20 protein-coding genes and 1 pseudogene are annotated in these 22,549 nt (G+C 57.1%); 13 read left to right on the top strand and 8 right to left on the bottom strand.

Annotated features, from left to right (window positions below; genetic code table 11):
• The 4 genes from RHM69_RS04705 to RHM69_RS04690 form a co-directional block, all read right to left on the bottom strand.
• A complete protein-coding gene (locus RHM69_RS04705; protein WP_019817044.1) occupies positions 1-966 on the bottom strand; it encodes an ATP-binding protein in 966 nt (321 codons plus the stop codon).
• Complete coding sequence (locus RHM69_RS04700) at positions 966-2,972, bottom strand: hypothetical protein (RefSeq protein ID WP_019817045.1); 2,007 nt, start codon at positions 2,970-2,972, stop codon at positions 966-968. The genes RHM69_RS04705 and RHM69_RS04700 overlap by 1 nt, the downstream gene beginning before the upstream one ends.
• The gene (locus RHM69_RS04695; RefSeq protein ID WP_019817046.1) at positions 2,969-3,586 is read right to left on the bottom strand and encodes a hypothetical protein; all 618 of its coding nucleotides are present in this window, start codon (positions 3,584-3,586) and stop codon (positions 2,969-2,971) included. Before RHM69_RS04695 ends, RHM69_RS04700 begins: the two co-directional genes overlap by 4 nt.
• 613 nt (positions 3,587-4,199) lie before the next feature.
• Positions 4,200-4,841 (bottom strand): hypothetical protein, encoded by a 642-nt coding sequence (locus RHM69_RS04690; RefSeq protein WP_322255481.1) that lies wholly within the window; start codon positions 4,839-4,841, stop codon positions 4,200-4,202.
• Positions 4,842-4,936: 95 nt separating this feature from the next.
• Here RHM69_RS04690 and RHM69_RS04685 point away from each other — a divergent pair, with 95 nt between their 5' ends.
• Entirely contained in the window at positions 4,937-5,128 is a 192-nt protein-coding gene (locus RHM69_RS04685) for a hypothetical protein (RefSeq protein WP_082239759.1), read from the top strand.
• A 159-nt stretch (positions 5,129-5,287) separates the two neighbouring features.
• Here RHM69_RS04685 and RHM69_RS31035 read toward each other — a convergent pair whose 3' ends face one another.
• Entirely contained in the window at positions 5,288-6,013 is a 726-nt protein-coding gene (locus RHM69_RS31035) for a methyl-accepting chemotaxis protein (RefSeq protein WP_370712708.1), read from the bottom strand.
• A 132-nt stretch (positions 6,014-6,145) separates the two neighbouring features.
• A pseudogene (locus RHM69_RS31030) lies at positions 6,146-6,901 on the bottom strand (MCP four helix bundle domain-containing protein); the annotation flags it as partial.
• Positions 6,902-7,058: 157 nt separating this feature from the next.
• On the opposite strand from RHM69_RS31030, the gene RHM69_RS04675 reads away from it, so the two are divergent.
• Positions 7,059-8,270: a multidrug effflux MFS transporter gene (locus tag RHM69_RS04675; protein WP_200599170.1), complete on the top strand. Its 1,212-nt coding sequence runs from the start codon at positions 7,059-7,061 to the stop codon at positions 8,268-8,270.
• 96 nt (positions 8,271-8,366) lie between these two features.
• On the opposite strand, the gene RHM69_RS04670 is transcribed toward RHM69_RS04675, so the two are convergent.
• Positions 8,367-9,281 carry a site-specific integrase gene (locus RHM69_RS04670; protein ID WP_019817050.1) on the bottom strand — a complete coding sequence of 305 codons (915 nt, stop codon included), beginning with the start codon at positions 9,279-9,281 and terminating at the stop codon, positions 8,367-8,369.
• A 108-nt stretch (positions 9,282-9,389) separates the two neighbouring features.
• On the bottom strand, positions 9,390-10,202 hold the full coding sequence (locus RHM69_RS04665; protein ID WP_032902545.1) for a M949_RS01915 family surface polysaccharide biosynthesis protein: 813 nt from the start codon (positions 10,200-10,202) through the stop codon (positions 9,390-9,392).
• 412 nt (positions 10,203-10,614) lie between these two features.
• Between RHM69_RS04665 and arnC the strand changes: the two genes are divergently transcribed.
• The 11 genes from arnC to RHM69_RS04610 all read left to right on the top strand — a co-directional run bounded on the left by arnC (position 10,615) and on the right by RHM69_RS04610 (position 22,546).
• Positions 10,615-11,649, top strand: coding sequence for an undecaprenyl-phosphate 4-deoxy-4-formamido-L-arabinose transferase (gene arnC / locus RHM69_RS04660; RefSeq protein ID WP_003191219.1), 1,035 nt, complete (start codon positions 10,615-10,617; stop codon positions 11,647-11,649).
• Positions 11,646-13,637: a bifunctional UDP-4-amino-4-deoxy-L-arabinose formyltransferase/UDP-glucuronic acid oxidase ArnA gene (gene arnA / locus RHM69_RS04655; RefSeq protein ID WP_038450150.1), complete on the top strand. Its 1,992-nt coding sequence runs from the start codon at positions 11,646-11,648 to the stop codon at positions 13,635-13,637. The genes arnC and arnA overlap by 4 nt, the downstream gene beginning before the upstream one ends.
• Positions 13,637-14,521: a 4-deoxy-4-formamido-L-arabinose-phosphoundecaprenol deformylase gene (gene arnD, locus RHM69_RS04650; RefSeq protein ID WP_038450152.1), complete on the top strand. Its 885-nt coding sequence runs from the start codon at positions 13,637-13,639 to the stop codon at positions 14,519-14,521. Before arnA ends, arnD begins: the two co-directional genes overlap by 1 nt.
• Positions 14,518-16,173, top strand: coding sequence for a lipid IV(A) 4-amino-4-deoxy-L-arabinosyltransferase (arnT, locus tag RHM69_RS04645; protein WP_038450154.1), 1,656 nt, complete (start codon positions 14,518-14,520; stop codon positions 16,171-16,173). Before arnD ends, arnT begins: the two co-directional genes overlap by 4 nt.
• The gene (arnE, locus tag RHM69_RS04640) at positions 16,170-16,517 is read left to right on the top strand and encodes a 4-amino-4-deoxy-L-arabinose-phosphoundecaprenol flippase subunit ArnE (protein WP_038450156.1); all 348 of its coding nucleotides are present in this window, start codon (positions 16,170-16,172) and stop codon (positions 16,515-16,517) included. The genes arnT and arnE overlap by 4 nt, the downstream gene beginning before the upstream one ends.
• Positions 16,514-16,927 carry a 4-amino-4-deoxy-L-arabinose-phosphoundecaprenol flippase subunit ArnF gene (arnF, locus tag RHM69_RS04635; protein WP_058409910.1) on the top strand — a complete coding sequence of 138 codons (414 nt, stop codon included), beginning with the start codon at positions 16,514-16,516 and terminating at the stop codon, positions 16,925-16,927. Before arnE ends, arnF begins: the two co-directional genes overlap by 4 nt.
• Entirely contained in the window at positions 16,924-18,306 is a 1,383-nt protein-coding gene (locus RHM69_RS04630; protein WP_014718468.1) for a UDP-glucose dehydrogenase family protein, read from the top strand. The genes arnF and RHM69_RS04630 overlap by 4 nt, the downstream gene beginning before the upstream one ends.
• Positions 18,307-19,929 (top strand): ArnT family glycosyltransferase, encoded by a 1,623-nt coding sequence (locus tag RHM69_RS04625; RefSeq protein WP_200645925.1) that lies wholly within the window; start codon positions 18,307-18,309, stop codon positions 19,927-19,929.
• A gap of 293 nt (positions 19,930-20,222) precedes the next feature.
• Positions 20,223-20,435 carry a type VI secretion system contractile sheath small subunit gene (locus tag RHM69_RS04620; RefSeq protein WP_267911848.1) on the top strand — a complete coding sequence of 71 codons (213 nt, stop codon included), beginning with the start codon at positions 20,223-20,225 and terminating at the stop codon, positions 20,433-20,435.
• Between the two features lie 165 nt (positions 20,436-20,600).
• A complete protein-coding gene (locus tag RHM69_RS04615; protein ID WP_019817055.1) occupies positions 20,601-21,311 on the top strand; it encodes an HPP family protein in 711 nt (236 codons plus the stop codon).
• 131 nt (positions 21,312-21,442) lie between these two features.
• Positions 21,443-22,546, top strand: coding sequence for an enoyl-CoA hydratase/isomerase family protein (locus RHM69_RS04610; RefSeq protein WP_014718472.1), 1,104 nt, complete (start codon positions 21,443-21,445; stop codon positions 22,544-22,546).
• Positions 22,547-22,549: the final 3 nt, after the last annotated feature.

The following is a 22,549-nucleotide window of genomic DNA, read 5'->3' as shown; positions in this document are numbered from 1 at the left end:
CTACTTCCTTTCTGCCTGTCGCATCAACGATACAAATTCAGCGATTAAACTTGCGCCCACTGCCTCCTTAACAATCCCTTCCGTGACTTGAAACTCTGAGCTATCCATATGGCGGGAACGCATTAAAATCCTTTCGATAACGCGGAAAATATGTTCAAGAGGTAATACGCGGGGGCCATTTTCCCCTGCTACATTCATTAACTCGGCCCAAATAAGTTTTTTGTAACTGGTCAATCGGAAATTTGCTGCAAAGGCCTTAGGCAAAAAGAAATCGGTATATGTGCACCCCGAGTCAAGCGGATATTCTTTATTCAAATCGTACTCATTGAGTATGCTTTCGAAATCAGCTTCTGACAAACATCCGTCAAAATGAATTGGCTCACTTAAAAACCGAGCCACTAAGTTGGTTGCTCCAACACCGAATAATAAATTTCTTCTTTGAAGTATCTCCTCCTGTCCGAATCCTAGCGTCGTCATGCTAATGCCATGCTCCTCCAAACGATTATGAATGACAAGTAACTCATTCCAACTGTCTATCGACAAAAGTTGATTTTCATCAATAATTATTACAAAGTGCCTACCACCTCTTGATTCCACTTCAACACGTACATGAAGGATAAATTTTTCAATCAAAGCGCTGTATGACTCTTTTGGATTTTTGTACAACCCTGCTCCAAAAACCAAATCGCGAGTCAAGTGAGCTGACTTGTTTCCATCTGCTGTATGATACAGGACATATTTTTTTGGAAATTCGGTGGCCAGTAGGTCTCTAACGGCATTAGCGCACCTTGTCTTACCCATTCTCGGCTGAGCATACAAGAAGGTCCCAGTATGTCTTGAGAATACTCTTTCTCGAAAAATGGAATAGACCTTTTCGATCATCGGCGTAATCAGCGTGTAAAAAGTACTTACAATCGGGTGACTCTCTAAATAAGCCTCCCTATCAAACTCTTGTTTGGATTCCATTATTTTAGCCTTCTTTTTCTGAGCAGTTCATTCAGGTCAGGAATCTTTCTACCAATGATTAATGAGTCCGAAAACTCCAACGGTTTCCCTTCCAGCGCCGGAATTGAATTATTAGCGGATCCGGAAACTACTAATGGCGCTCCCGCCTCACTCGCTACACGCTTCGCCTCGGTTGCCGAGTCGGCCGAAATAGCTATGGATTTTTTGCTCTTCGACTTACTTAAAAAAGCCAGATAAGCTAGAACTGGATCTTGTTCAAAGCTGACTTGCAACGTTCTATCCGCCACCTTTGAGTTGATGGCTTTACGGGTTCGCAAATCATGCTTGGTATCTGCCCATTTTCCAACTGCAACAAGCTTTCCAAGCAAAAAACCTTCCATCGTGAATGCTGTTACAAATCTTAAGTCGTTTTCATCAATGTGCAGTACGACCTTCGATCCAATCATTGCCCACGCATCGTGCAAATAGCTTGACGTGTAACGAACTTTCATAAATTGAATATAAGGATGGCGGCCATTTTTTTTGCTACCTCGAACATTAACTGTTTTTTTCATCTGCAATATAGTATCCCCCATAGCACTGGCATCCGGTAACGTTCTCACCATGAAGTGCTGGTGATCTTTCTCCAGTTTTTGCCTGATAAAGTCTAACGGTGACAAGAAAAACAGGCCTTCACTCATCCTTGTATTATGCTGAGCTATTTCAACATCAAGTAGATGAAGCAAATGCTCAACAAGAATCGGGGCTTGCGTCGCAACTTCCTCACAGTTTTCCGCACGCCCATTGTTAGGGCCGTGGCCCGTCGTACTTAAAAGTCGGCAAAATACATTATTGGAGAGCAAGCCAAATACATGCTCTACACATGGTCGCCTTTCAAAGTGCGCAGGTGCACCAACCGTCCAGAAATAGCCCAACTCTTTTCTTGCAGCATTTGTAACTTTTACCGATAGGTGAGCCAGTGCCCCATCGAATTTTACAACCGTAAATAAGGCTCCTTTACACTGCGGAATAACGTCATTAGGCAATCCGCTGCCTTCGGGATATATCAGTCCTTCAATACCGGGCTCTGGTTTTTGCTGCCCTACAACAGAATAACGCATGACATCAACCACGTCCGTAGCTGAAATCTCTGATCGAAAAACACACTTATAGGACAGCACCGCCCCCGATGCACAATCAATCATGAGTACGACCCATATCCGGCTAATCCTTTTGGGGATATAAGTTCCATTCGGCGCCTTCATTAAAACTGAAGAGTGACAATCAATTTTATAACCATCAATCTCAACAGCTTCGAATGGTTCAGTGTAGACCAATCCAGGTCTTGGTCCCTTTCCGACCGCCATATGTGCTTTCGCCTCGCGCGTCCCTTCAAGGCGAATCATGCGACTAAAATTGCTTTCTCTTATATTTTTAATGTAATCATATATCGTACGCTGCCCTTGATACAAAGTATTAAACGGCCATTCATCTTCCTTAACACCGAACTCCTTAAGCGAAGCAAGAAATATCTTATGTAGTGTTTTTGAACTGATGGCATACTCGCTTTCAGACTCCGGATCTGAATAAGAAAGAACTTTCCTAATAAATCTACTCTCTAAATCTGGATACTTTTTTAAGACTGCGCCCAAGAGCCCAGAGTACCCGCCTTGAGCTTCAGGAAGTTTTGGAGCCGCTTGCTTGGATCTGCTATACTTCTTTGTATGCAAATACGGCAACAGTGCGCGGCATCCCCAACATAAGCCGTCAGGAGCCAACTGCATGCACCGTGACGCGTAATAATTTATACACTGCCTATTTATACCTGTTGCAGCAACGATGCTGTTTAATGGTAGGCCTTCACAGTAGAGTTTCATTGCCAAAAACTTTAGCTGAAATTTCTCTATCTCTTGGTCAGTCAATCCCACCAATTCAGGCTTTGGCCAGTCATGAAAAGTGCCTAGCGCTATCGCTCGCTTGCTTAAGCTTTCGACCCAATTGTTAGTCTCATTATTTATCGTAGTCATGACCGACATTTCCATTGGGTGTGATACCCGAATGAGGGTTTACCCGCAAAATCAATTTCGATATGCCCCGCGATAAAGTGACGTACTAAAACACCGCAAACTATCGGAGGTGCGACAAGCGGAGCCTTCGAAAGTACACTCTTTATGTCCCCCTCCCCAAGCGACACCTCAATTGCACGTATGGCATTCGAAGCTGCTACACAATCGAGCGATCTGATAGCCGCGGCAAATGCCAAAGCTTTCATAATTTTTATCGCGAAAGGCGCCTCCTTCATAACTTGCACTGATGGAACTCGAACACTTTTCTCACTACTGTTATCCGCAGGCTCACCCAAGTTCGAGAGTTCAACTTCAACTAGATCTCCTGATCTTTTTTGCACTAAAAAATCAAAAGTTTCGCTTCCCTCAGACTGCCGAAATGACACCACATCTAGATTAATCTCAAGAAATACTAGCCAGTAGACTAACGCTAGATCAGAAGACAACACCAAGTCCTGTTTTAGCTTGACGCTGTACACATACCATAGATTTCTATTACTGTGACCGCGCGCTCTTACCTCTCGAATAATTCGCTTCCTATGCGCTTGCTTGAGAGATTGCTTGCCCGAAGCCATACCAGCTCTCCGTTTTCATTAGGCTTTAATCTACCCCCAGAATATTTTTCTTGTTATATCAATTAATCATAAATTTCTATCGCTTAATTGCCATATAGTGGCTCTACAAACCAAGTCAGCCTGCGGTCAAATAGGTATTCTTCAAATTATTACAGCTACGTGTTTAGTATCGTATTAATGCAACGGCTTGCAGTCCTATCATATGCATACGTGTAGTGTATTAAATATTCAGAGCTTCCGCATTTTAGAGATTGTCAACCTGAGATCCCCCCTCGTATGCTGACCTATAAGAAATAGGCAAAGCCCCTTACCTTTTCAGCGAGACCCAATTAAAAAATAAGCAAATTGGTGCGCGTAATTTTTGCTCGTGATTAACGCGTTATCACCAAACCCAATAACACACTGACCGGGACAAAACGGCCCTTGGTCAAATACGTCACCCTTTTCATAATCTGTATTTACTGAGGTCGAAGGAGGCAAACTCAGATTGGGTGGCCACACTTGTAGCCATCCATCCAACAATAGCCTCTGTGACCTATACGCAGTGGGTAATGAACTCCCCTTTAAGCCGGCGTTCGGGCTCCTATAGTGTTGCTGCAGCACCGACAGTAATTTAGTTCCTACGCATTCTTAGAAAAATAATCACTTCCAAAGCCGGGACTAATTTCTTTTCATATCTTGGCACCACGCCGATGCTAGATTTTGCTAACGATCTGTTTTTTTTGCTATTTTTAGGTGGTAAAAATGTCAATACTTTAGTTCTGGGGACTTCACGGGTCATTTCCTCCAACACCTGATCTAGGTGCGGCGCGAGCTTCAACATATCCAAGTCAATGCCTTGAACCGAATTCGCTTCATATGGATATCGAGTGCCAACGAAAAGCTTGGAGCAAGCTGTGATCCATTTTTCCAGTTGGAATTCTGGAGCCAATCTCTCTGACGTTTCACGCAGCTGGTTGGCCATCTCAATAGGAATGGCGTTGTACAGATCGATCAGGCCATGCCTGTTTCCAGGCAAGCCGGCGACCAAACGCAAATGTCCTTCAGGATCATATTCAGACCTTGGAAATCTAGGGTCAGCCTCAACAAGGAATGACTTAAGAAGCAGCTCAGACGCAAGCGCGGAATTCATCACGGCTGGCCAGTAGAGATTGGAATCGCCATTTGAGGCAAATTGTTCGAGGATCTGTGCGGCCCTCAAAAAAGTACGCGCTTCTTCGATAACCCAGGTACTCGGCAAACGCTCATAGTCCATAATCCATTGCCCTTTATAGTGAATATATCGGCGGCTTTCGCGCTTTTGTATCTGCGTCAATTCGCATTTAGGTACGTGATTCCCTGGAGGAAAAAGTGAATCCAAAACCCAAAGCTAAAAGTAAAAACTGGAGAGTCAAATGCCAGGATACCGCCGATGGAACTGGCGATTTGATCATTCCACTGAGTGTCGATCTTCTGTCGACCATTAAGGTGGCCAACGGTGACAAACTCGACCTGGAAGTAAAACCTAACGGCACGATAATTCTGACTCCAGTTCGTACGTAGCATCAATTGCCTGAGAGATAACGTTCAAATTTGGAAGATAACGAGCAATGATGACCTACCCCTAGGTCATCTGATGAGCTACCCTTCTCCTTTTTAATATCCTTTATACATAACTAAACTAAATGACTATTTAGTTGAGTTATAAGCTGTTACCCCAGATCAAAGCCTAAACCGATCCACCGACTGCGAAAGCTTCCCCGCCAAACTCGACAATTCATCCGTCGTCGACGCCGTCTCGCCAATCACCCGACTGTTACTTTCCGACATCCCCGCAATTCTCTCCACCTGATGAGCGATCTCATTACTGGCCAGGCTCTGCTCACTAATCGTGCGTGAAATATCGTTGACCAATTCAGTGGTACTCAGCGTAGCCTGGAGGATCTCGCGAATGGCGCGCTCCACCTCGGCAGTCACCGCCATGCCCTTGTCCACTTGGGCAACGCCCTCCTCCATGCTGATCACCGCTTCACGGGTGTTCTGCTGGATACTCCCGACCATGCTGGCGATTTCCTGGGTGGAGGCGCTGGTGCGTCCGGCCAGGCTGCGCACTTCGTCGGCCACGACCGCAAAGCCGCGCCCTTGTTCACCGGCGCGAGCGGCTTCGATGGCGGCGTTCAGGGCCAGCAGGTTGGTCTGGTCGGCAATCCCCTTGATCACCTGGATAATGCTGTAGATCGCCTCGGACTCCTTGTCCAGCGTGCGGATCACTTGGGCTGACTGTTGGGCAGAACGGGCGATGCCATCCATGTCGCTGACCACCTGGTGGATAACCCGGCCGCCGTCCTTGGCCAGGGTTTCAGCCTGGCTGGCCATGTCCAGGGCACGTTGGGCGTGACGGGTGATTTCTTCGATGCTGGCTGTCATTTCGCTCGCGGCGGCGGCCATGGTGCTGGCGGCGACGCTTTGTTGCTGGCTGCTGCCTGCCACTTCATGGCAACCCTGGCTGAGGCGCTCGCTCATGCCATTGACGCCGTGGGCGTTGCTGCGAACCACTTCGATCATGCCGCGCAAATCCCGCTGCATCGTCGCCAGGCTGCGAATCAGTGCACTGGCTTCGTCCTGATTCTTGGGTTCGGCAATCGGCTCGCTCAGGTTGCCATGGGCAATGCTCTGGGCAATACGGCTGGCGGTGCGCAACGGCCCCATGATGCTCAGGGTCACCCAACGTCCTTGTGCCAGCAGCAACAGCAGGCTCGCCCCCAATACAATAATCAAGGTCCAGTTAGCGTTACTGATGGTTTGCCGGGTACCGGTGCTGGTGAGTTGGGTATTGTTTTCGATCAGTTCGCTCAACGCCGCCATTTGTTCTTCCAACTGGCTGAACGCGGCATTGAAGGTCTGCAGTTCGCCTCGTGCGGCCTCGGGATTGTCCAGGGCCAGCGCGACGATGCGCTCGCCGGCACTGATGTAGGTGTCCAGGCTGGGTTTGATTTTTTCCAGGCTGGCCTTGATCGAGGCGTCCAACGGCAGCTTGAGATTGTCCGCCAGCACCTCGCGAAAGTGCTCGGCATGCTCCTTGATCGAGCTGTTGACCTCGGCCGGCGTACTGGTGCTTTTGCCCAGCCCGACCAACATCGCCGACAGTACATCCGCACGCAGGGCGTCGTGCATCATGTCGGCTTCCATGTGGTTGCGCAGTACCGTCATGCTGACGTCGTTGTCCTGTACCGCATCGGCCATCCGCGTATTGCCCAGGTAGCCAGCCAGGCTCATGATCAAAGCGGTGAGCAACCCGGTCGCAATCAACAGCACCAAGCGTAATTTGATCGTCATAGTGGTACCCCGTGCCAGGACCGCCGGTTGGGAGCCCAACCGTTTCAGTGTCGTTGCTAGCTGTATCGGCAGCTGTTGCTTGTTAGTGAAGCCTAAGTTTGCGGATCTGCGCGGTTCCCTTAAGCTGACCGTCCGTTGCTCTACCTGGATCTGCCAAATGCCTCAACGTATCGCCCGCCTCGCCCTGTTGCTGGGCTTGATCACCGCCGTCGGCCCGTTTGCCATCGACATCTACCTGCCGGCGCTGCCGACCCTGGGCGCCAGCCTCCAGGCCTCGCCGGCGGCCGTGCAGATGAGTTTGACGGTGTTCTTCATGATTATCGGCGTGTGCCAGTTGTTCTACGGCCCCCTCAGCGACGTGTTCGGGCGTAAACCACCGATTTATGCGGGTTTGGTGATCTTTGCCATTGGCAGCGTCGGCTGCGCGCTGGCACCGACCATCGAAGTGTTGATTGGTTTTCGTGCGGTGCAGGCGTTCGGTGCTTGTGCGGGCATGGTGATCCCACGGGCGATTGTCCGTGACCTGTATACCGGCCATGAAGCGGCGCGTCTGATGGCTTTGTTGATGCTGGTGATGAGTGTTTCGCCGATCCTCGCGCCGCTGGCCGGTAGCCTGGTGATTTCGATCTGGAGCTGGCGCGAAGTGTTTGCCGTGTTGGCGGTGGTGGCCGTGCTGTGTCTGGTGATGACCGCCGTACAACTGCCAGAAACCCACCCGGCCGAGCGCCGCCTGGGCAAGACACTGGGCCAGGCGTTCGGCAGTTATGGCGCCCTCCTCCGCGACCCGGTCTTTACGGGTTTGTCGGTGGTGTGCGGGTTTGGCCTGGCCACCTTTTTCGTGTTCATCGGCAGCGCGCCCTTCGTGTACATCGAATTTTTTGGCCTGACACCGACCCAGTTCAGCCTGTGCTTTGCGCTCAACGCGGCTTCGTTTTTTGCCATGAGCCAATTGACCGCCCGCCTCAGCGCCCGCTTTGGCCTGGCGCCGTTGATTCGCTGGTCGGTGGTGGGCGTGGCGGCGGTCATGAGCTTGCTGGCGGCTACTACACTGTGGGGTGACAGCCTGGGCTTGATGATGGGGCTGTTGTTTATCGGTTTTGGCTTTCTTGGCCTGCTATTGCCGGCGGCCGGGGTACTGTCGCTGGAGGATCATGGTGCGGTGGCGGGTTCTGCGTCTGCACTGCTGGGCGCGATCCAGATGGTCACGGCGGCTGTGGCGATGACCTTGGTGGGGATCTTTGCCGACCATACACCGGCGCCGATGTTGATCGGCATTGCGCTGTGTGCGCTTGCCGCGATGCTGACCACCTTGTGGACGTTGCGGCGCTTGCCGGCTCACCTGGTTCCAAGCGTCCCGCCTTCCTCCTGAGCAGAGGAGCAGGCAGATTCAACATTCTGGTTGCCTGTGAGGCCCTCTTCGCAGGCAAGCCAGCTCCCACATTTGAATCGTGGTGTATCCACAAGCCTACAAATCAAATCGATCCACCGCCCGCCGCCGCTCATTGTCGTCACGCACGTCATAGCTGGCGGTGGTCTGGATATTGGTGTGATGCGCCAGTTTCTGCGCAATCGACAAATCATGCTCCTCGATCACCCGCGTGATAAACGAACGACGGAAATCATGGGGCATGATCTTGACCCCCACTTGATCGCCGCGCTGGCGCGCGATGTAGTAAATCGCATGCTTGGTGATGCGTTCCCGGGTGATATGGCTGCCTCGCCGGATACGGTTGAACAAGAAGCTGTCGTCCTGCTCGCCTTCCTTGAGGTGCTCGCGGCGGAACGCCAGCCAGGCCTGCAGCTTGGCAAACGCCCAGTCCGGCGCGTACTTGACCAGCTCTTTGTTGCCCTTGCCGATCACGCGCAAGCTGCGCTCGTCAAAGTTGATCTGTGCCAGGTCCAGGTTCACCGACTCCGACTTGCGCATGCCCGAGCCATATAACAGACCGATCACTGCGGCATCCCGCAGGCCCTGAGGCCGAGGGTCGGCGGCGCAGACGTCGAGCATCTCGCGGATCAAGGTGCGGCGCAGATTGCGGCCCTGGCCCAGGCGCGTACCGGGCGTGGCCTTGACCGAGCGCATCTTCAACAGGTGGTCCTGGCTGATCAAGCTCATGCGCCACGCTTCATTCATGACCCCGCGCACCGCATTCACATACAGCGACGAAGTGTTCGGCGCTAAGCCGTCCTCGCGCAAGGCAGCCACCAGTGCGATGACGTGTTCGGGCTGCAGCAGGTGCCAGTCAATCTCTTCGAGGTTGAGATCTTCGAAACCCAGGCGGTCGGCGGCATCCTGCAGCACGTAGCGCATGGTCAACTGGCTGGAAGGCGCCAGGCGGGTGAGGTAAAGGGTCAGCGGGTTGCGAATGGACTCGGTCAAGGTAGATCAGCCTTTGGATTAAATACATCGACCAACTATTTGATTAGTCGATGTATTTAGTGGGTTGGCGAAGGCCGAGTCTAACCCAGGAGCGGCCCTGGCACAAAATCACGGGGCTGTATCGTCGTCCTCACTGGCTGCCTGGGGCTGGGCCTGGGACTGGCTCCAGTCGGCGTCCTGTTGCTGCATCAGCGCGAACCACTGCTGGCGCATAAAAGCGAGGTAACTGTCCGGCGCTTTGGCAAAGTCCTTCTCGTCGCCATAGCAGCCTGGCAGGGGCAGTTCGGTGCCCTGCTCCTTGTACTGGCTCACCAACGCTTGCTGCGCTACGACGCTGCAGTCAGTAGGCAGTGGCATACCGCGCAAGGCGCCCGCGTCCTCATCCCACCAACTTGCGCCCACGCGGTCGAGGCCGCGCAGACGATACTTCTCGGACTTGCCGGCATGCATGATCAGCTTGAATTCGTTGGGGCTGACATCACTGGTGCAGGCCCGCGAATAACCGACTGTAGCCTGGGTATTGCCGTCGCCCAGCAGGTCGGTGACCTTGGTGGCAGCCCGGTCAAAGCGCAGCCCGGCGTCGAATTCGCAGTGCTGTACATCGTCGTACAGCATCCACACGCGCTTGGGGCGCTCGCCTCCCAGCACGTATTGCGCCGCGTAGACAAAGGCCGACTGGGTACCATCGTCATCGCGCTCACCGACTTGCTCGGCGAGTACCAGCAGGTTTTTGCCTTGGCGGTCATCCCAGGTATAGGCGGCGACCTGCTTGCCGCGCACTTCCACCCCGTCCGGCACCTGGTCCAGTGGGGTCAGCGCGACGCCCTGATCAGCCCGCACGCTGGTGACACAGGCCACCGTCATCAACAATCCCATCAGCGCTGGCCGCAACTGGCCGCGTAAAAGCTGCACGCTATTCATCCGAGTACCCTGGCAAGAGAGGGCTTACTTTACCGGCACTTGAGCGCCAATGCAGAGAAGATTGTTGAAGGGCAAACATTGGGCTGATCGCCTCGCTCAGATTGAACCAAGCGTCTTGTATGAAGCTCCGATGTCGCCCTGTGAGACCTACATGTAACGCCTTGATTACTTAGCTGAACCCTAGCTGTCTGCCTGTCAAATAAACGAGTTTTTCATCCGCCTTTCATATTCGTTGCACATTTTTGCGCTTAACCTTGTAGGCAACACTTGAGAGCAATCCGTGGATTATCGACTAACCTATTGAAAACGCATCATCTTTAGCCCCGTTTTGTAATCTGCGGGGCTGTAGTTTTGCCCAATGAACGCTGCCGTTTTCACGCTTGAAGTCGCTTTAGCCCGAGGTCATGAATCTTTGAAACCCTACCCTATTCATTGCGTGTCGATCGTTATCCCGGTCTACAACGAACAAGAAAGCCTGCCTGAGTTGCTGCGCCGCACCACGGCAGCCTGCAAGCAATTGGCTTACGAATACGAAATCATCCTGGTGGATGACGGTAGCCGCGACAATTCGGCCCAACTGCTCGAAGACGCCGCCGCCGAAGACGGCAGCAATGTGGTGGCGGTGATCCTTAACCGCAACTACGGCCAGCACGCGGCGATCATGGCCGGCTTTGAACAGTGCCGTGGCGAAGTGGTGATCACCCTTGACGCCGACCTGCAGAACCCGCCGGAAGAAATCCCGCGCCTGGTCGAGCAAGCCGCCCTGGGCTACGACGTGGTCGCCACCGTGCGTAATAACCGCCAGGACTCGGCCTTCCGCCGCTGGCCCTCGCGCTTGATCAACCTTGCCGTGCAGCGCTCTACCGGCGTGGCCATGACCGACTACGGCTGCATGTTGCGCGCCTACCGCCGCACCATCGTCGACGCCATGCTCGCCTGCCGTGAGCGCAGCACGTTCATTCCTATCCTGGCCAACGGCTTCGCCCGCCACACCACGGAAATCCTGGTGCACCACGCCGAACGTGAGCACGGCGAATCCAAATACAGCGCCATGCGCCTGATCAGCCTGATGTTCGACCTGCTGACCTGCATGACCACCACGCCCTTGCGCCTGCTGTCCATCGTCGGTTTCAGCCTGGCGGCACTGGGCGTGCTGTTTGCCTTTGCCCTGATCGTCATGCGCCTGGCCTTCGGCGCCGACTGGGCCGGTGATGGCCTGTTCGTGCTGTTTGCGGTGCTGTTTGTGTTCACCGGTGGCCAGTTCATCGGCATGGGTCTTTTGGGCGAATACCTGGGCCGCATGTACAGCGATGTCCGCGCCCGCCCACGCTTCTTTATTGAAAAAGTGCTGCGCAACCAACCGGCAGCACCGGCTCCAGTCGTCGTGGTCGACGGCCTGGTGTCTTCCCATACTTCTACTTCTTCTTCGGATCAGGTCCAGTCATGAGTTCAAAAGCTGTTGTATTCGCCTACCACGATATTGGCTGCGCAGGCATTGAAGCGCTGCTCAGCGCCGGTTACGACATTGCCGCCGTATTCACCCATGCCGATGACCCCAAGGAAAACAACTTCTACGGTTCCGTCGCCCAACTCTGCGCCCGCAATGGCATCCCGGTGCATGCACCGGAAGACGCCAACCACCCGCTGTGGATCGAACGCATCGCCAAGCTGAACCCGGAGTACATCTTCTCGTTCTACTACCGCAACCTGCTGAGCGAGCCGCTGTTGGCCACCGCCCGCAAAGGCGCGTTCAACCTGCACGGCTCGTTGCTGCCCAAGTACCGTGGCCGCGCCCCGGCCAACTGGGTGCTGGTCAACGGCGAAACCGAAACCGGCGTGACCCTGCATCGCATGGTCAAGCGTGCCGATGCCGGCGCCATCCTGGCCCAGCAGAAAGTCACCATCGAGCGCACCGATACCGGCCTGAGCCTGCACGCCAAGCTGCGTGAGGCGGCCACGGCGCTGCTGCGTGATGCCCTGCCACAGCTGGCCCAGGGCAAGCTGATCGAAACCGCCCAGGATGACAGCAAAGCCACCTACTTCGGTCGTCGCACCGCCGCCGATGGCAAGCTGGACTGGAAAAAACCTGCCGAGCAACTGTTCAACCTGGTACGCGCAGTGACCCAGCCGTACCCGGGCGCCTTCTGCGCCGTGGGCGAGCACAAGCTGATCGTGTGGCAAGCCGACGTGGTCAAGGGCAACGAAGGTCTGGCGCCTGGCCGTGTAATCAGCGTCAACCCGCTGCGCATTGCCTGCGGTGAAGATTCCCTGGTGGTCAAGTTCGGCCAGCGCAACGAAAACGGCCTGTACCTGGCCGGCCCGTCCCTGGCCGATGAGTTGGGCCTGGTAGACGGTTCCGTGCTGCGCGGCGCCGAGTCGGGCCGCAAGCCGCGCCGTACCCGTGTGCTGATCCTGGGCGTGAACGGTTTTATCGGTAACCACCTGTCCGAGCGCCTGCTGCGTGACGACCGCTACGAAGTCTATGGCCTGGACATCGGCTCAGACGCCATCGAGCGCCTGCGCAGCCACCCCAACTTCCATTACGTGGAAGGCGACATCAGCATCCACACCGAATGGATCGAGTACCACATCAAGAAATGCGACGTGGTGCTGCCGCTGGTGGCCATCGCCACGCCGATCGAATACACCCGTAACCCGCTGCGCGTATTCGAACTGGACTTCGAAGAAAACCTCAAGCTGGTGCGCTACTGCGTCAAGTACAACAAGCGCGTGATTTTCCCGTCGACCTCCGAAGTCTATGGCATGTGCCAAGACCAGTATTTCGACGAAGACACCTCCAACCTGGTAGTGGGCCCGGTCAACAAGCAACGCTGGATCTACTCCGTCTCCAAGCAACTGCTGGACCGCGTGATCTGGGCCTACGGCGACAAGGGCCTGAAGTTCACCCTGTTCCGGCCATTCAACTGGATGGGCCCGCGCCTGGACCGCCTGGACTCGGCGCGTATCGGCAGCTCCCGCGCCATTACCCAGCTGATCCTGAACCTGGTGGAAGGCACGCCGATCCGTCTGTTCGACGGCGGTGAGCAGAAGCGTTGCTTCACCGACATTGCCGACGGCATCGAAGCCCTGGCGCGCATCATTGATAACGACAATGGCGTCTGCGACGGGCAGATCATCAACATCGGCAACCCCGAAAACGAAGCCAGCATTCGCCAGTTGGGCGAAGAACTGCTGCGTCAGTTCGAGGCTCACCCACTGCGCCACAACTTCCCGCCGTTCGCCGGTTTCCGCGACGTCGAGAGCAAGGCGTTCTACGGCACAGGCTACCAGGACGTGGCGCACCGCAAGCCGAGCATCGACAACGCCAAGCGCCTGCTGAACTGGGAGCCGAGCGTAGAGATGAGCGAAACCATCGGCAACACGCTCGATTTCTTCCTGCGTGAAGCCATGCTTGAAATTGCGGATAAAAAGTAATGCAGGCAGGTCTTCGCATCGACGTCGACACCTACCGCGGCACCCGTGAAGGTGTGCCGCGGTTGCTCGACTCCCTGGCCGAAGCCGGGGTCAAGGCGACGTTCTTCTTCAGTGTCGGGCCGGACAATATGGGGCGTCACTTGTGGCGCCTGATCCGCCCGCAGTTTTTGTGGAAGATGCTGCGCTCCAACGCGGCCGGCCTGTATGGCTGGGACATCTTGTTGGCCGGCACTGCCTGGCCAGGCAAGCCGATTGGCCGAGACCTGGGGCATTTGATGCGCCAGGCCAAGGCGGCCGGGCATGAAGTCGGCCTGCACGCCTGGGACCACCATGGCTGGCAGGCCAACACCGGGCGTTGGAGCGAGGCACAACTGGTCGAGCAGATTCGACGCGGCGTAGACACCTTGAGCGACATTCTCGGCGAGCGCATCGACTGTTCAGCGGCCGCCGGCTGGCGTGCCGATGAGCGTGTGGTGCAAGCCAAGCAAGGCTTCAACTTTCGCTACAACAGCGATTGCCGGGGCTCCAGTCTGTTTCGACCAACCCTGGCCGATGGCAGCGCGGGCACCCCACAAATTCCGGTAGACCTGCCGACCTTCGACGAAGTCGTCGGGCCGGCGGTGGCTGCCAACGATTTCAACCGCTTCATTCTTGATCGGTTCAACGCGTCAAAGCTGAACGTCTACACGATCCACGCGGAAGTAGAAGGGATTCTGATGGCCAATGATTTTCGCCAGTTGCTCGCCCAGGCCGGGCAGCGCGGCATCGAGTTCAAACCCTTGGGCGAGCTGTTGCCCGCGGATGTGACCACCCTGCCCCAGCAACAGCTGGTGCGCGGCGCCTTGAGCGGCCGCGAGGGTTGGCTGGGAGTGCAGCAGGCATGATCCGCCGCTGGGCTTTGCCCCTGCTCCTGCTGGCGTTCGCCGTGTTCTACCTGCTGCCGTTGGCCACCCATGGCCTGTGGATTCCCGATGAGACCCGCTATGCGCAAATCAGCCAGGAGATGCTGCTGACCGGCAAGTGGGCCGCGCCGCACTTCATGGGCATTCGCTACTTCGAAAAGCCCGCCGCAGGCTATTGGATGATCGCGCTGGGCCAGGCGATCTTCGGGCAGAACCTGTTCGGCGTGCGGTTTGCCTCGGCGTTGAGCACCGGTTTGAGCATTTTGCTGGTGTACCTGGTCTCTCGTCGGTTGTGGAATGATCCGCAAAAAAGCCTGGTCAGCACGTTGCTCTACATGAGCTTCGTCAGCGTGGCCGCGCTGGGCGGCTATGCCAACCTGGACCCGCAGTTCACCTTCTGGGTCAACCTGACGGGCGTGGCCTTGTGGTTCTGTTTCGACAGCACCACGCGGCGTGCGCGCTTGTGGTCCTGGGCCTTGCTGGGCCTGGCATGCGGCATGGGCTTCATGACCAAGGGCTTTCTGGCCTGGTTGCTGCCGGTACTGGTCGCCCTGCCCTACGCCGTCTGGCAAAAACGTTTTGTCGAGTTGTGCAAATTTGGCCCTGTTGCCGTGGTGGTGGCGATTGCTGTCAGCGTGCCGTGGGCGTTGGCTGTGCACCTGCAAGAGCCGGACTACTGGCATTTCTTTTTCTGGCACGAGCACATCCAACGCTTTGCCGGTGAAGACGCCCAGCACGCCGAACCCTTCTGGTATTACCTGCCGCTGCTGGTAGGGTTCGCACTGCCGTGGGTCGCGCTGTTGCCGTCCGCGCTCAAGCAGGCCTGGCTGCAGCGGCGCGTGCCGAAAACCGCGTTCCTGCTACTGTGGCTGTTGATGCCCCTGGCCTTTTTCAGCCTGGCCAAAGGCAAGCTGCCCTCCTACATCATGCCGTGCATGCTCCCCCTGGCCTTGCTGATGGGCTCGGCCCTGAGCGACAAACTGGCTCAAGGTCGCGGCCGTGTGCTGCGCATCAATGGCTGGTTGAACCTGGTGATGGGTGTGCTGGTGTTGCTGGCCCTCAGCTGGTTCCAGTTGAAGAAGCCGGTCTACGAACCGGGTGAGGAAACCGTCAGCCTGGTGCTGGTGTTCATCTTTTTGTTCGGCTGGATCGTGGTCAATCTGCTGCAAGCAGCACGCCCCTTGGCATTGTGGGCCACGCCGCTGATCGGCAGTGGATTTCTGGTGCTGCTGGTGCCTGCGGCGTTGCCCCATTCGGTGGTTTACAACAAGACCCCGGACCAGTTCATCATTGATCACATCGACGAGTTGCAGCCCAGCGTTGCCCTGCTGAGCAACGACCTGGGCGCCGCGTCGGCGCTGTCCTGGCGCCTCAAACGCCCGGATATCACGCTGTACAACACCTCGGGTGAGGTCAAGTACGGCCTGGCTTACGAGGACACGGCCCCGCGTCTGGTCGACCGTAACCGCATCCAGACGTGGATGGCCGAAACCCGTCGTACCGGTGCGGTGGGCGTGGTGATGCGCGTCAATAGCACCGGCGAAAAGGAAGAACTCGCGCTGCTGCCTACTGACGGCAAGCGTTATGCGCAAGGCAAGATCGTGATCCTGATTTTCCCGCAGGTCGCGCCATGATCACCCTGCTGCTACTGCTCACGGCCTGCCTGCTCACCTGCATGGGCCAGGTCTCGCAAAAATTCGCCGTGGAGAGCTGGCGCGGCGTGCCGGACGGCTGGGTACCGAAACTGCGCTCGCCGTGGTTGTGGTCGGCGCTGGTGTGCCTAGGCGTGGGCTTGCTGGTGTGGCTGCTGGTGTTGCAGCGCCTGGAAGTCGGCATTGCCTACCCCATGCTCAGCCTGAATTTTGTGCTGGTCACGCTGATGGCGCGCTTTGTGTTTCACGAACCCATTGATGCCCGTCATTGGCTGGGTGTGGGGCTGGTGATTGCCGGCGTGGTCTTGCTGGGGCGCCAGGTATGAGCCGCATGCGGGGTTTCGCCCTGGCCCTGGGCAGTGTCGGTCTGGTGAGTGGCGCCCAATTGGGCATGCGCTGGAGCATGACGCGCCTGCCGCTGCCCACCCAATGGCTGGCTGCCTTCACGGATAACAGCATCGACCTCGGCGCCCTGGGCGTGGTGATCCTGGCGATCATCGCCTATGCGCTGTCGATGCTGTGCTGGCTCGGCGCACTGAAGCACTTACCCCTGGGCCGCGCCTATTCGCTGCTCAGCATCAGTTACGCGCTGGTGTATTTGCTGGCCGCCAGCCTGCCGGTGTTCAACGAAAATTTTTCGCTTTCAAAAACCCTGGGGGTGGCCTTGGTCATCCTCGGCGTACTGGTTATCAACTCTCGTCGTGCTAGCACCTCAAGTCCCAGGAATACCCCATGAAAATCAGTGTATTTGGTAGTGGTTACGTTGGTCTGGTTCAGGCCACGGTATTAGCCGAAGTCGGTCACGATGTCATTTGCATGGACGTTGACAAGCACAAAGTCGAGTCGCTGCAGAAGGGGCATGTGACCATCTTCGAGCCGGGCCTGGCAGCCATGGTCAAGGACAACCTGGAAAGCGGACGCCTGCGCTTTACCCACGACGAAAAACTCGCCGTCGAGCACGGTGAAGTCTTGTTTATTGCTGTGGGCACGCCGTCGGATGAAGACGGTTCGGCCGACTTGAAATACGTGCTGTCGGTGGGTGATGCAGTTGCCCGCCATCGCGTGGCGCCGGTGATCCTGGTGGAGAAATCCACCGTACCGGTAGGCACCGGCGACACGTTGCGTGACCACATCCTCAATAACCTGCGTGCCGCCGGCCGTGAGCTGCAGTTCGATATCGTCTCCAACCCGGAATTCCTCAAGGAAGGCTCCGCCGTTGCCGACTGCCGCCGCCCGGACCGGATCATCATCGGCTGCGAGCGTGAAGAGGTGCGCGACGTGATGCGCGACCTTTACGCACCGTTCAACCGCAACCACGACCGCATCATCTTCATGGACCTGCGCAGCGCAGAACTGACCAAGTACGCCGCCAACTGCATGCTGGCCACCAAGATCAGCTTCATCAACCAGATCGCCGAGTTGGCTGAACACCTGGGTGCCGACATTGAGTCGGTGCGCCTGGGCATCGGTGCCGACTCACGCATCGGCTACCACTTTATCTACCCCGGCTGCGGTTATGGCGGCTCGTGCTTCCCCAAAGACATGCGCGCCCTGATCCACAGCGCCAAGCAGGCCAACTGCTCCAGCGACCTGCTCGAAGCCGTGGAAGCCATCAACCAGCGCCAGAAGAGCAAGTTGTTCGAGCGCATCAACGCGTTCTTCCAGGGCAACCTCAAGGGCAAGACGTTTGCCCTGTGGGGCCTGGCCTTCAAGCCCAACACCGATGACATGCGTGATGCCCCCAGCCGCGTGCTGATGGAAGCGCTGTGGGCTGCGGGCGCCAATGTGCGCGCCTTTGACCCTGAAGCCATGCAGGAAACCCAACGCATCTACGGCGATGACCCGCGCCTGATGCTGATGGGCACCCCGGAATCCACCTTGGGCGGCGCCGATGCGTTGATCGTGTGCACCGAATGGCAGCAATTCAAGGCGCCGGACTTTGACCTGATTCACCAGCGCCTGAAAACCCCGGTGATCTTCGACGGCCGTAACCTGTACGACGGCGAGCGCCTGGCGCGCAAAGGCTTCAAATACTTCCCCATCGGCCGCGGCGATTCCTGCGAGTTGCCGATCCCCCAGCAAAACTGGGTGGAACAGGTCAAGGACGCTTGCTAGGTGAACATCGCCTTACCGTCCGCGCAGCGCGCAACGATCCGCCACCAGTCGCTGGGGCTTGGGCTCTTGGCGCTGGTGCTGTTTATCGTCGGCAACTGGCACCAGGCGATCATCGGCTTTGATTCGCGCTTTGTGCTGTTTGCCCAGGAAATGCTGCGTCACGGGCCGAGTTTCTTTCCCACCACCTATGGTCAGCCGTATGCCGATTACCTGGCGACGTCGACCCTGTTGACGTGGCTGCTGTCGGTGCCCTTGGGCCAGGTCACCAGCCTGACGGCGTGGCTGCCCACTGCGGTCGCGTCGGCGCTGATTGTGGGGCTGGTCTATCGCCTCACTGCACCCTACTCGCCACGTTGGGGCCTGCTGAGTATTGCGATGCTGCTGCTCAGCAGTACGTTCATCAGCGAAACCCGTGCAGTCTCCCTCGACCAGATGCTCGCCGCCGTGGCGTTGGCGGTGTTCTACCTGGGCTACGCCCATGATCATTTCGCCGCAGCCAAGCGCCTGCATTGGGTGTTTTTGCTGGTGCTGCTGGGGTTTGCCATTCGCGGCCCGATAGGCCTGGTGATCCCTACGGGCGTGTTGTGCAGCTACTACCTGATCAACCGCCAGTGGCGCCAACTGTTCAGCTTCGGCCTGCTGGCACTGGCGCTGCTGGCGGCGTGCGTCGGCCTGTTGCTGCTGCTGGCCAAGCTCAGCGGCGGCGAAGATTTTATGCATGACGTGATTCGCATGCAGTTCCTGGGGCGCATGGATGGCAGCGAAGGTTCCGGTGGCGTGCTGTATTACTTCACCAGCTCCCTGGGCAACTACGCCCTGGCCTATCCAATCGCGTTGTTGGTGCTGCTGGCGGTGCTGATGGGCGGTCGACGTGCGCCGGACCCGGCATTGAAGCTGGTGCTCTACTGCGCGGCAGCCGGTGTGTTGGTGATGCTGGGGCTGTCGGTGCCCCAAGCCAAGAAAGCGCGCTATATCCTGCCGATGTTGCCGATGGCCGCGATCATTGCCGCGTATCCCTTCGCGGTCACACAAGGGCGACTGTTTGCGTGGCTGCGCGCCTTGATGCTGGGCATCTGGACGCTGTTGCCAACGCTGTTGGCCATTGGCTTGGTGGTGGCGCGGCGGCGCTACCCGGAACCGCTGGCCGACCTTGAGCTGATCTTCGTCGTGCTTGGCTTGCTACAGGTGCTGGCCCTGCTGGCATTGTTCCGCTCGCGGCTGCGCACCTACGGTCCCGCCTTGGCCGCCGTACTCGCCCTCTGGACCACCTACATCATGGTGGTTGAACCCCTGGAGCGTCAGGTATATGACACCCGCACATTCAGCCTCGCCGTCAAGGCGCAGGTTCAACAGCAACCGGCGCCGCTGGTGTTGCACGCACTGGGCAAAGACGCGAAAGCCATCAAATTCATGGTCAACTTCGATTGCGACAAGGTTCCGCTGTTTACCCAATTGCCCGCCGAATTGAAACCGGTCCAGGCGCCGGCATGGCTGGTCATGAGCCAGGCTGATTTCCAGGCGCTGGACGATCCGCGCCTGCGTTCAATCACGCCAACGCTTACCGCAGCGTTCGACAAAACCCCCTATGTGTTGCTGCATTTGGCAAAAGCCTCGACGCCTTGAGTGCTTTTCCGGCTGCACTGTAAGAAGAACGCCCACTCCCTCCACGAGTGGGCGACTTTCATCATAGGTACCAAGAAAACACCTACATTTGTTTGCGTAATGGCTGGTGCACTTTCCCTTCCGGTGCTCGGAGCCCAACTGTAGACTCGCTGCCACGTGCACTTACTATCTACCACCCGATCGTCAGGACTGCCCTGAAACGCTTGGGTCAGGGCACTTCACAACAAGGACGTTGTAGGCTGCCCGCGCGCGATGGCTTACTTCATTGAGAGGACAATGCCGTGCGAGAAGACCTGTTAACCGTACCCTTACCCAGGCTAGATCGTTTGATGGCATTGCGTGACGCACTGGTGGCGTTAAAGGGGCCGTTGGCCGACGACCCCAGGCTGCGCGAAGACTTGCAAGCGCGCCTGTTCAACGAAGAAACCCATAGTCGCGTGCTGGGCAAAATCAACCCCGCTGCATCCGCGTCCACCGGGCAGATAACCTATGGCGAAGCCGGTTAACTGCATTTATTTTGCATTCAATGTTCATTAATATGCAGTGGCGCCACCAGATCAAGCGCGGCACACTGCGCAGGTTCCTTCCCCCAATGTTGGAACCTTCAAAGGGCTGTTCCGGGAAACCAGGCAGGCCTTTTTTTTCGCCCGCTGTTTATGGACCGTCTTTCAATGCTCGCTCGCTGGTTACCCGCTGCAATCAACACCCGTCCCGCCGAATGGAGCCGTGCAGCCATCGGCATGGCCCTGGGCACGCTGTTCAGTGTCTGGGCCTGTGCCCAGGTGTTCGGCATGGAGGTGGCCCTGCACCTGCTCGGCCCTCTTGGCGCATCGGCCGTATTGCTGTTTGCCGTGTCGTCGGGGGCGCTGGCCCAACCCTGGTCGATAATCGGCAGTTACCTGTGTGCAGGCGTCGTCGCGTTGCTGGTCGCCCGCGTCCTGGGGCGCACCTTGGGCAGCGCCTGCCTGGCGGCAGGCATGACGGTGATCCTCATCTGCTGGCTGCGCTGCCTGCACCCGCCGGCCGGCGGCCTGGCCATGACCCTGGTGCTGGCCGATCCGGCATCGGTCGGCCTCGGCTGGTACGAGCTTGCGCCGGTGATGCTAGGGGCCGGCGCCCTGCTCGCCTGCGCGCTGGCCTATAACAATGCCACGCGCACGCGTTATCCCAAGGGGCTTGCCGAGCCTGCCCCGGTTATCCTGGGCACTGCCACCGCCGTGAGCGAGCCGAGCATCACGGCAGCCGACCTCAAGCTAGCGTTGGCCGAGATGGAGCAGTTCTACGATGTCGAACCGACAGAGCTTGAACAACTGATCCACGCCGCCGAGGGCCATGCCCGGCGTCGCAGTATCGGTGAGGTTCTGGCCAGCCGGGTGGTTTGAGCGACACTGCATAAATGCAACAACGACCTGCATGATTCCAAGTTGTACGAGGCAAATTTGCACTGGTACGATCACGAGAGAGTTCGCCCGCGAACGTCTTGATAAAGAACAATAAAAGCAGGGAGTTAGAGATGACTGCTCAGGTTTCATCCCAAGCAAGCCACGCCGAGATCCAGCAGGATGCAGTTCTTGCACAGGTGCGTAACCATATCGGCCACCTCACCCTCAACCGCCCCGCAGGCCTTAACGCCATCACCCTGAACATGGTCCGCCAATTGGCCGCGCACTTGCAGGTCTGGGCCGACGACCCTGAGGTCTATGCCGTCGTCCTGCGCGGCGCCGGTGAGAAGGCCTTTTGCGCCGGTGGCGACATCCGTTCGCTGTACGACAGCTTCAAGCAAGGCGACACCCTGCATCAGGATTTCTTCGTCGAGGAATATGCCCTCGACCTGGCCATCCACCATTACCGTAAACCCGTACTGGCATTGATGGACGGCTTCGTACTCGGCGGTGGCATGGGCCTGGTGCAAGGCGCGGACCTGCGGGTGGTCACCGAACGCAGCCGCCTGGCGATGCCGGAAGTGGCCATCGGGTACTTCCCGGATGTGGGCGGCAGTTATTTCCTCTCGCGTATTCCTGGCGAACTGGGCACCTACCTTGGGGTGACCGGCGTGCAAATCCGCGCGGCGGATGCCTTGTATTGCGGGCTGGCGGACTGGTACATCGACAGCGCCAAGCTGGTTGAACTGGATCAGAAGCTCGACCGTCTGCAATGGAGCGAGTCTCCCCTCAAGGACTTGCAAGGCGCACTTGCCAGGCTGGCCGTGCAGCAATTGCCCGACGCCCCGCTGGCGGCCTTGCGCCCGGCCATTGACCACTTTTTCGGGTTGCCGGACGTGCCCAGCATCGTCGAGCAACTGCAACAAGTCACCGTGGCCGATAGCCATGACTGGGCGCTGACCACCGCCAACCTCATGCAGACCCGCTCGCCCCTGGCCATGGCCGTGACCCTGGAGATGCTGCGCCGTGGCCGCCACCTGCCACTGGAACACTGCTTTGCCCTCGAACTGCACCTGGACCGCCAATGGTTCGAGCGCGGCGACCTGATCGAAGGGGTTCGCGCCCTGATCATCGACAAGGACAAGACGCCGAAGTGGAACCCGCCCACCCTCCATGCGCTGGATGCCAGCCATGTGGAGAGCTTCTTCCGCGACTTCGCGCAGATTGAGAAATAAGCC

It is taken from the genome of Pseudomonas sp. CCI1.1, assembly GCF_034348165.1.
Classification (GTDB): domain Bacteria; phylum Pseudomonadota; class Gammaproteobacteria; order Pseudomonadales; family Pseudomonadaceae; genus Aquipseudomonas; species Aquipseudomonas paracarnis.
This window is presented reverse-complemented; position numbering and strand designations above follow the sequence as displayed.

Coding starts and splice junctions, on each gene's coding strand:
- RHM69_RS04705 (WP_019817044.1), bottom strand. CDS start 966: ATGGAATCCAAACAAGAGTTTGATAGGGAGGCTTATTTAGAGAGTCAC.
- RHM69_RS04700 (WP_019817045.1), bottom strand. CDS start 2,972: ATGACTACGATAAATAATGAGACTAACAATTGGGTCGAAAGCTTAAGC.
- RHM69_RS04695 (WP_019817046.1), bottom strand. CDS start 3,586: ATGGCTTCGGGCAAGCAATCTCTCAAGCAAGCGCATAGGAAGCGAATT.
- RHM69_RS04690 (WP_322255481.1), bottom strand. CDS start 4,841: ATGGACTATGAGCGTTTGCCGAGTACCTGGGTTATCGAAGAAGCGCGT.
- RHM69_RS31035 (WP_370712708.1), bottom strand. CDS start 6,013: ATGGCCGCCGCCGCGAGCGAAATGACAGCCAGCATCGAAGAAATCACC.
- RHM69_RS04675 (WP_200599170.1), top strand. CDS start 7,059: ATGCCTCAACGTATCGCCCGCCTCGCCCTGTTGCTGGGCTTGATCACC.
- RHM69_RS04665 (WP_032902545.1), bottom strand. CDS start 10,202: ATGAATAGCGTGCAGCTTTTACGCGGCCAGTTGCGGCCAGCGCTGATG.
- arnA (WP_038450150.1), top strand. CDS start 11,646: ATGAGTTCAAAAGCTGTTGTATTCGCCTACCACGATATTGGCTGCGCA.
- arnD (WP_038450152.1), top strand. CDS start 13,637: ATGCAGGCAGGTCTTCGCATCGACGTCGACACCTACCGCGGCACCCGT.
- arnT (WP_038450154.1), top strand. CDS start 14,518: ATGATCCGCCGCTGGGCTTTGCCCCTGCTCCTGCTGGCGTTCGCCGTG.
- arnE (WP_038450156.1), top strand. CDS start 16,170: ATGATCACCCTGCTGCTACTGCTCACGGCCTGCCTGCTCACCTGCATG.
- arnF (WP_058409910.1), top strand. CDS start 16,514: ATGAGCCGCATGCGGGGTTTCGCCCTGGCCCTGGGCAGTGTCGGTCTG.
- RHM69_RS04630 (WP_014718468.1), top strand. CDS start 16,924: ATGAAAATCAGTGTATTTGGTAGTGGTTACGTTGGTCTGGTTCAGGCC.
- RHM69_RS04615 (WP_019817055.1), top strand. CDS start 20,601: ATGCTCGCTCGCTGGTTACCCGCTGCAATCAACACCCGTCCCGCCGAA.
- RHM69_RS04610 (WP_014718472.1), top strand. CDS start 21,443: ATGACTGCTCAGGTTTCATCCCAAGCAAGCCACGCCGAGATCCAGCAG.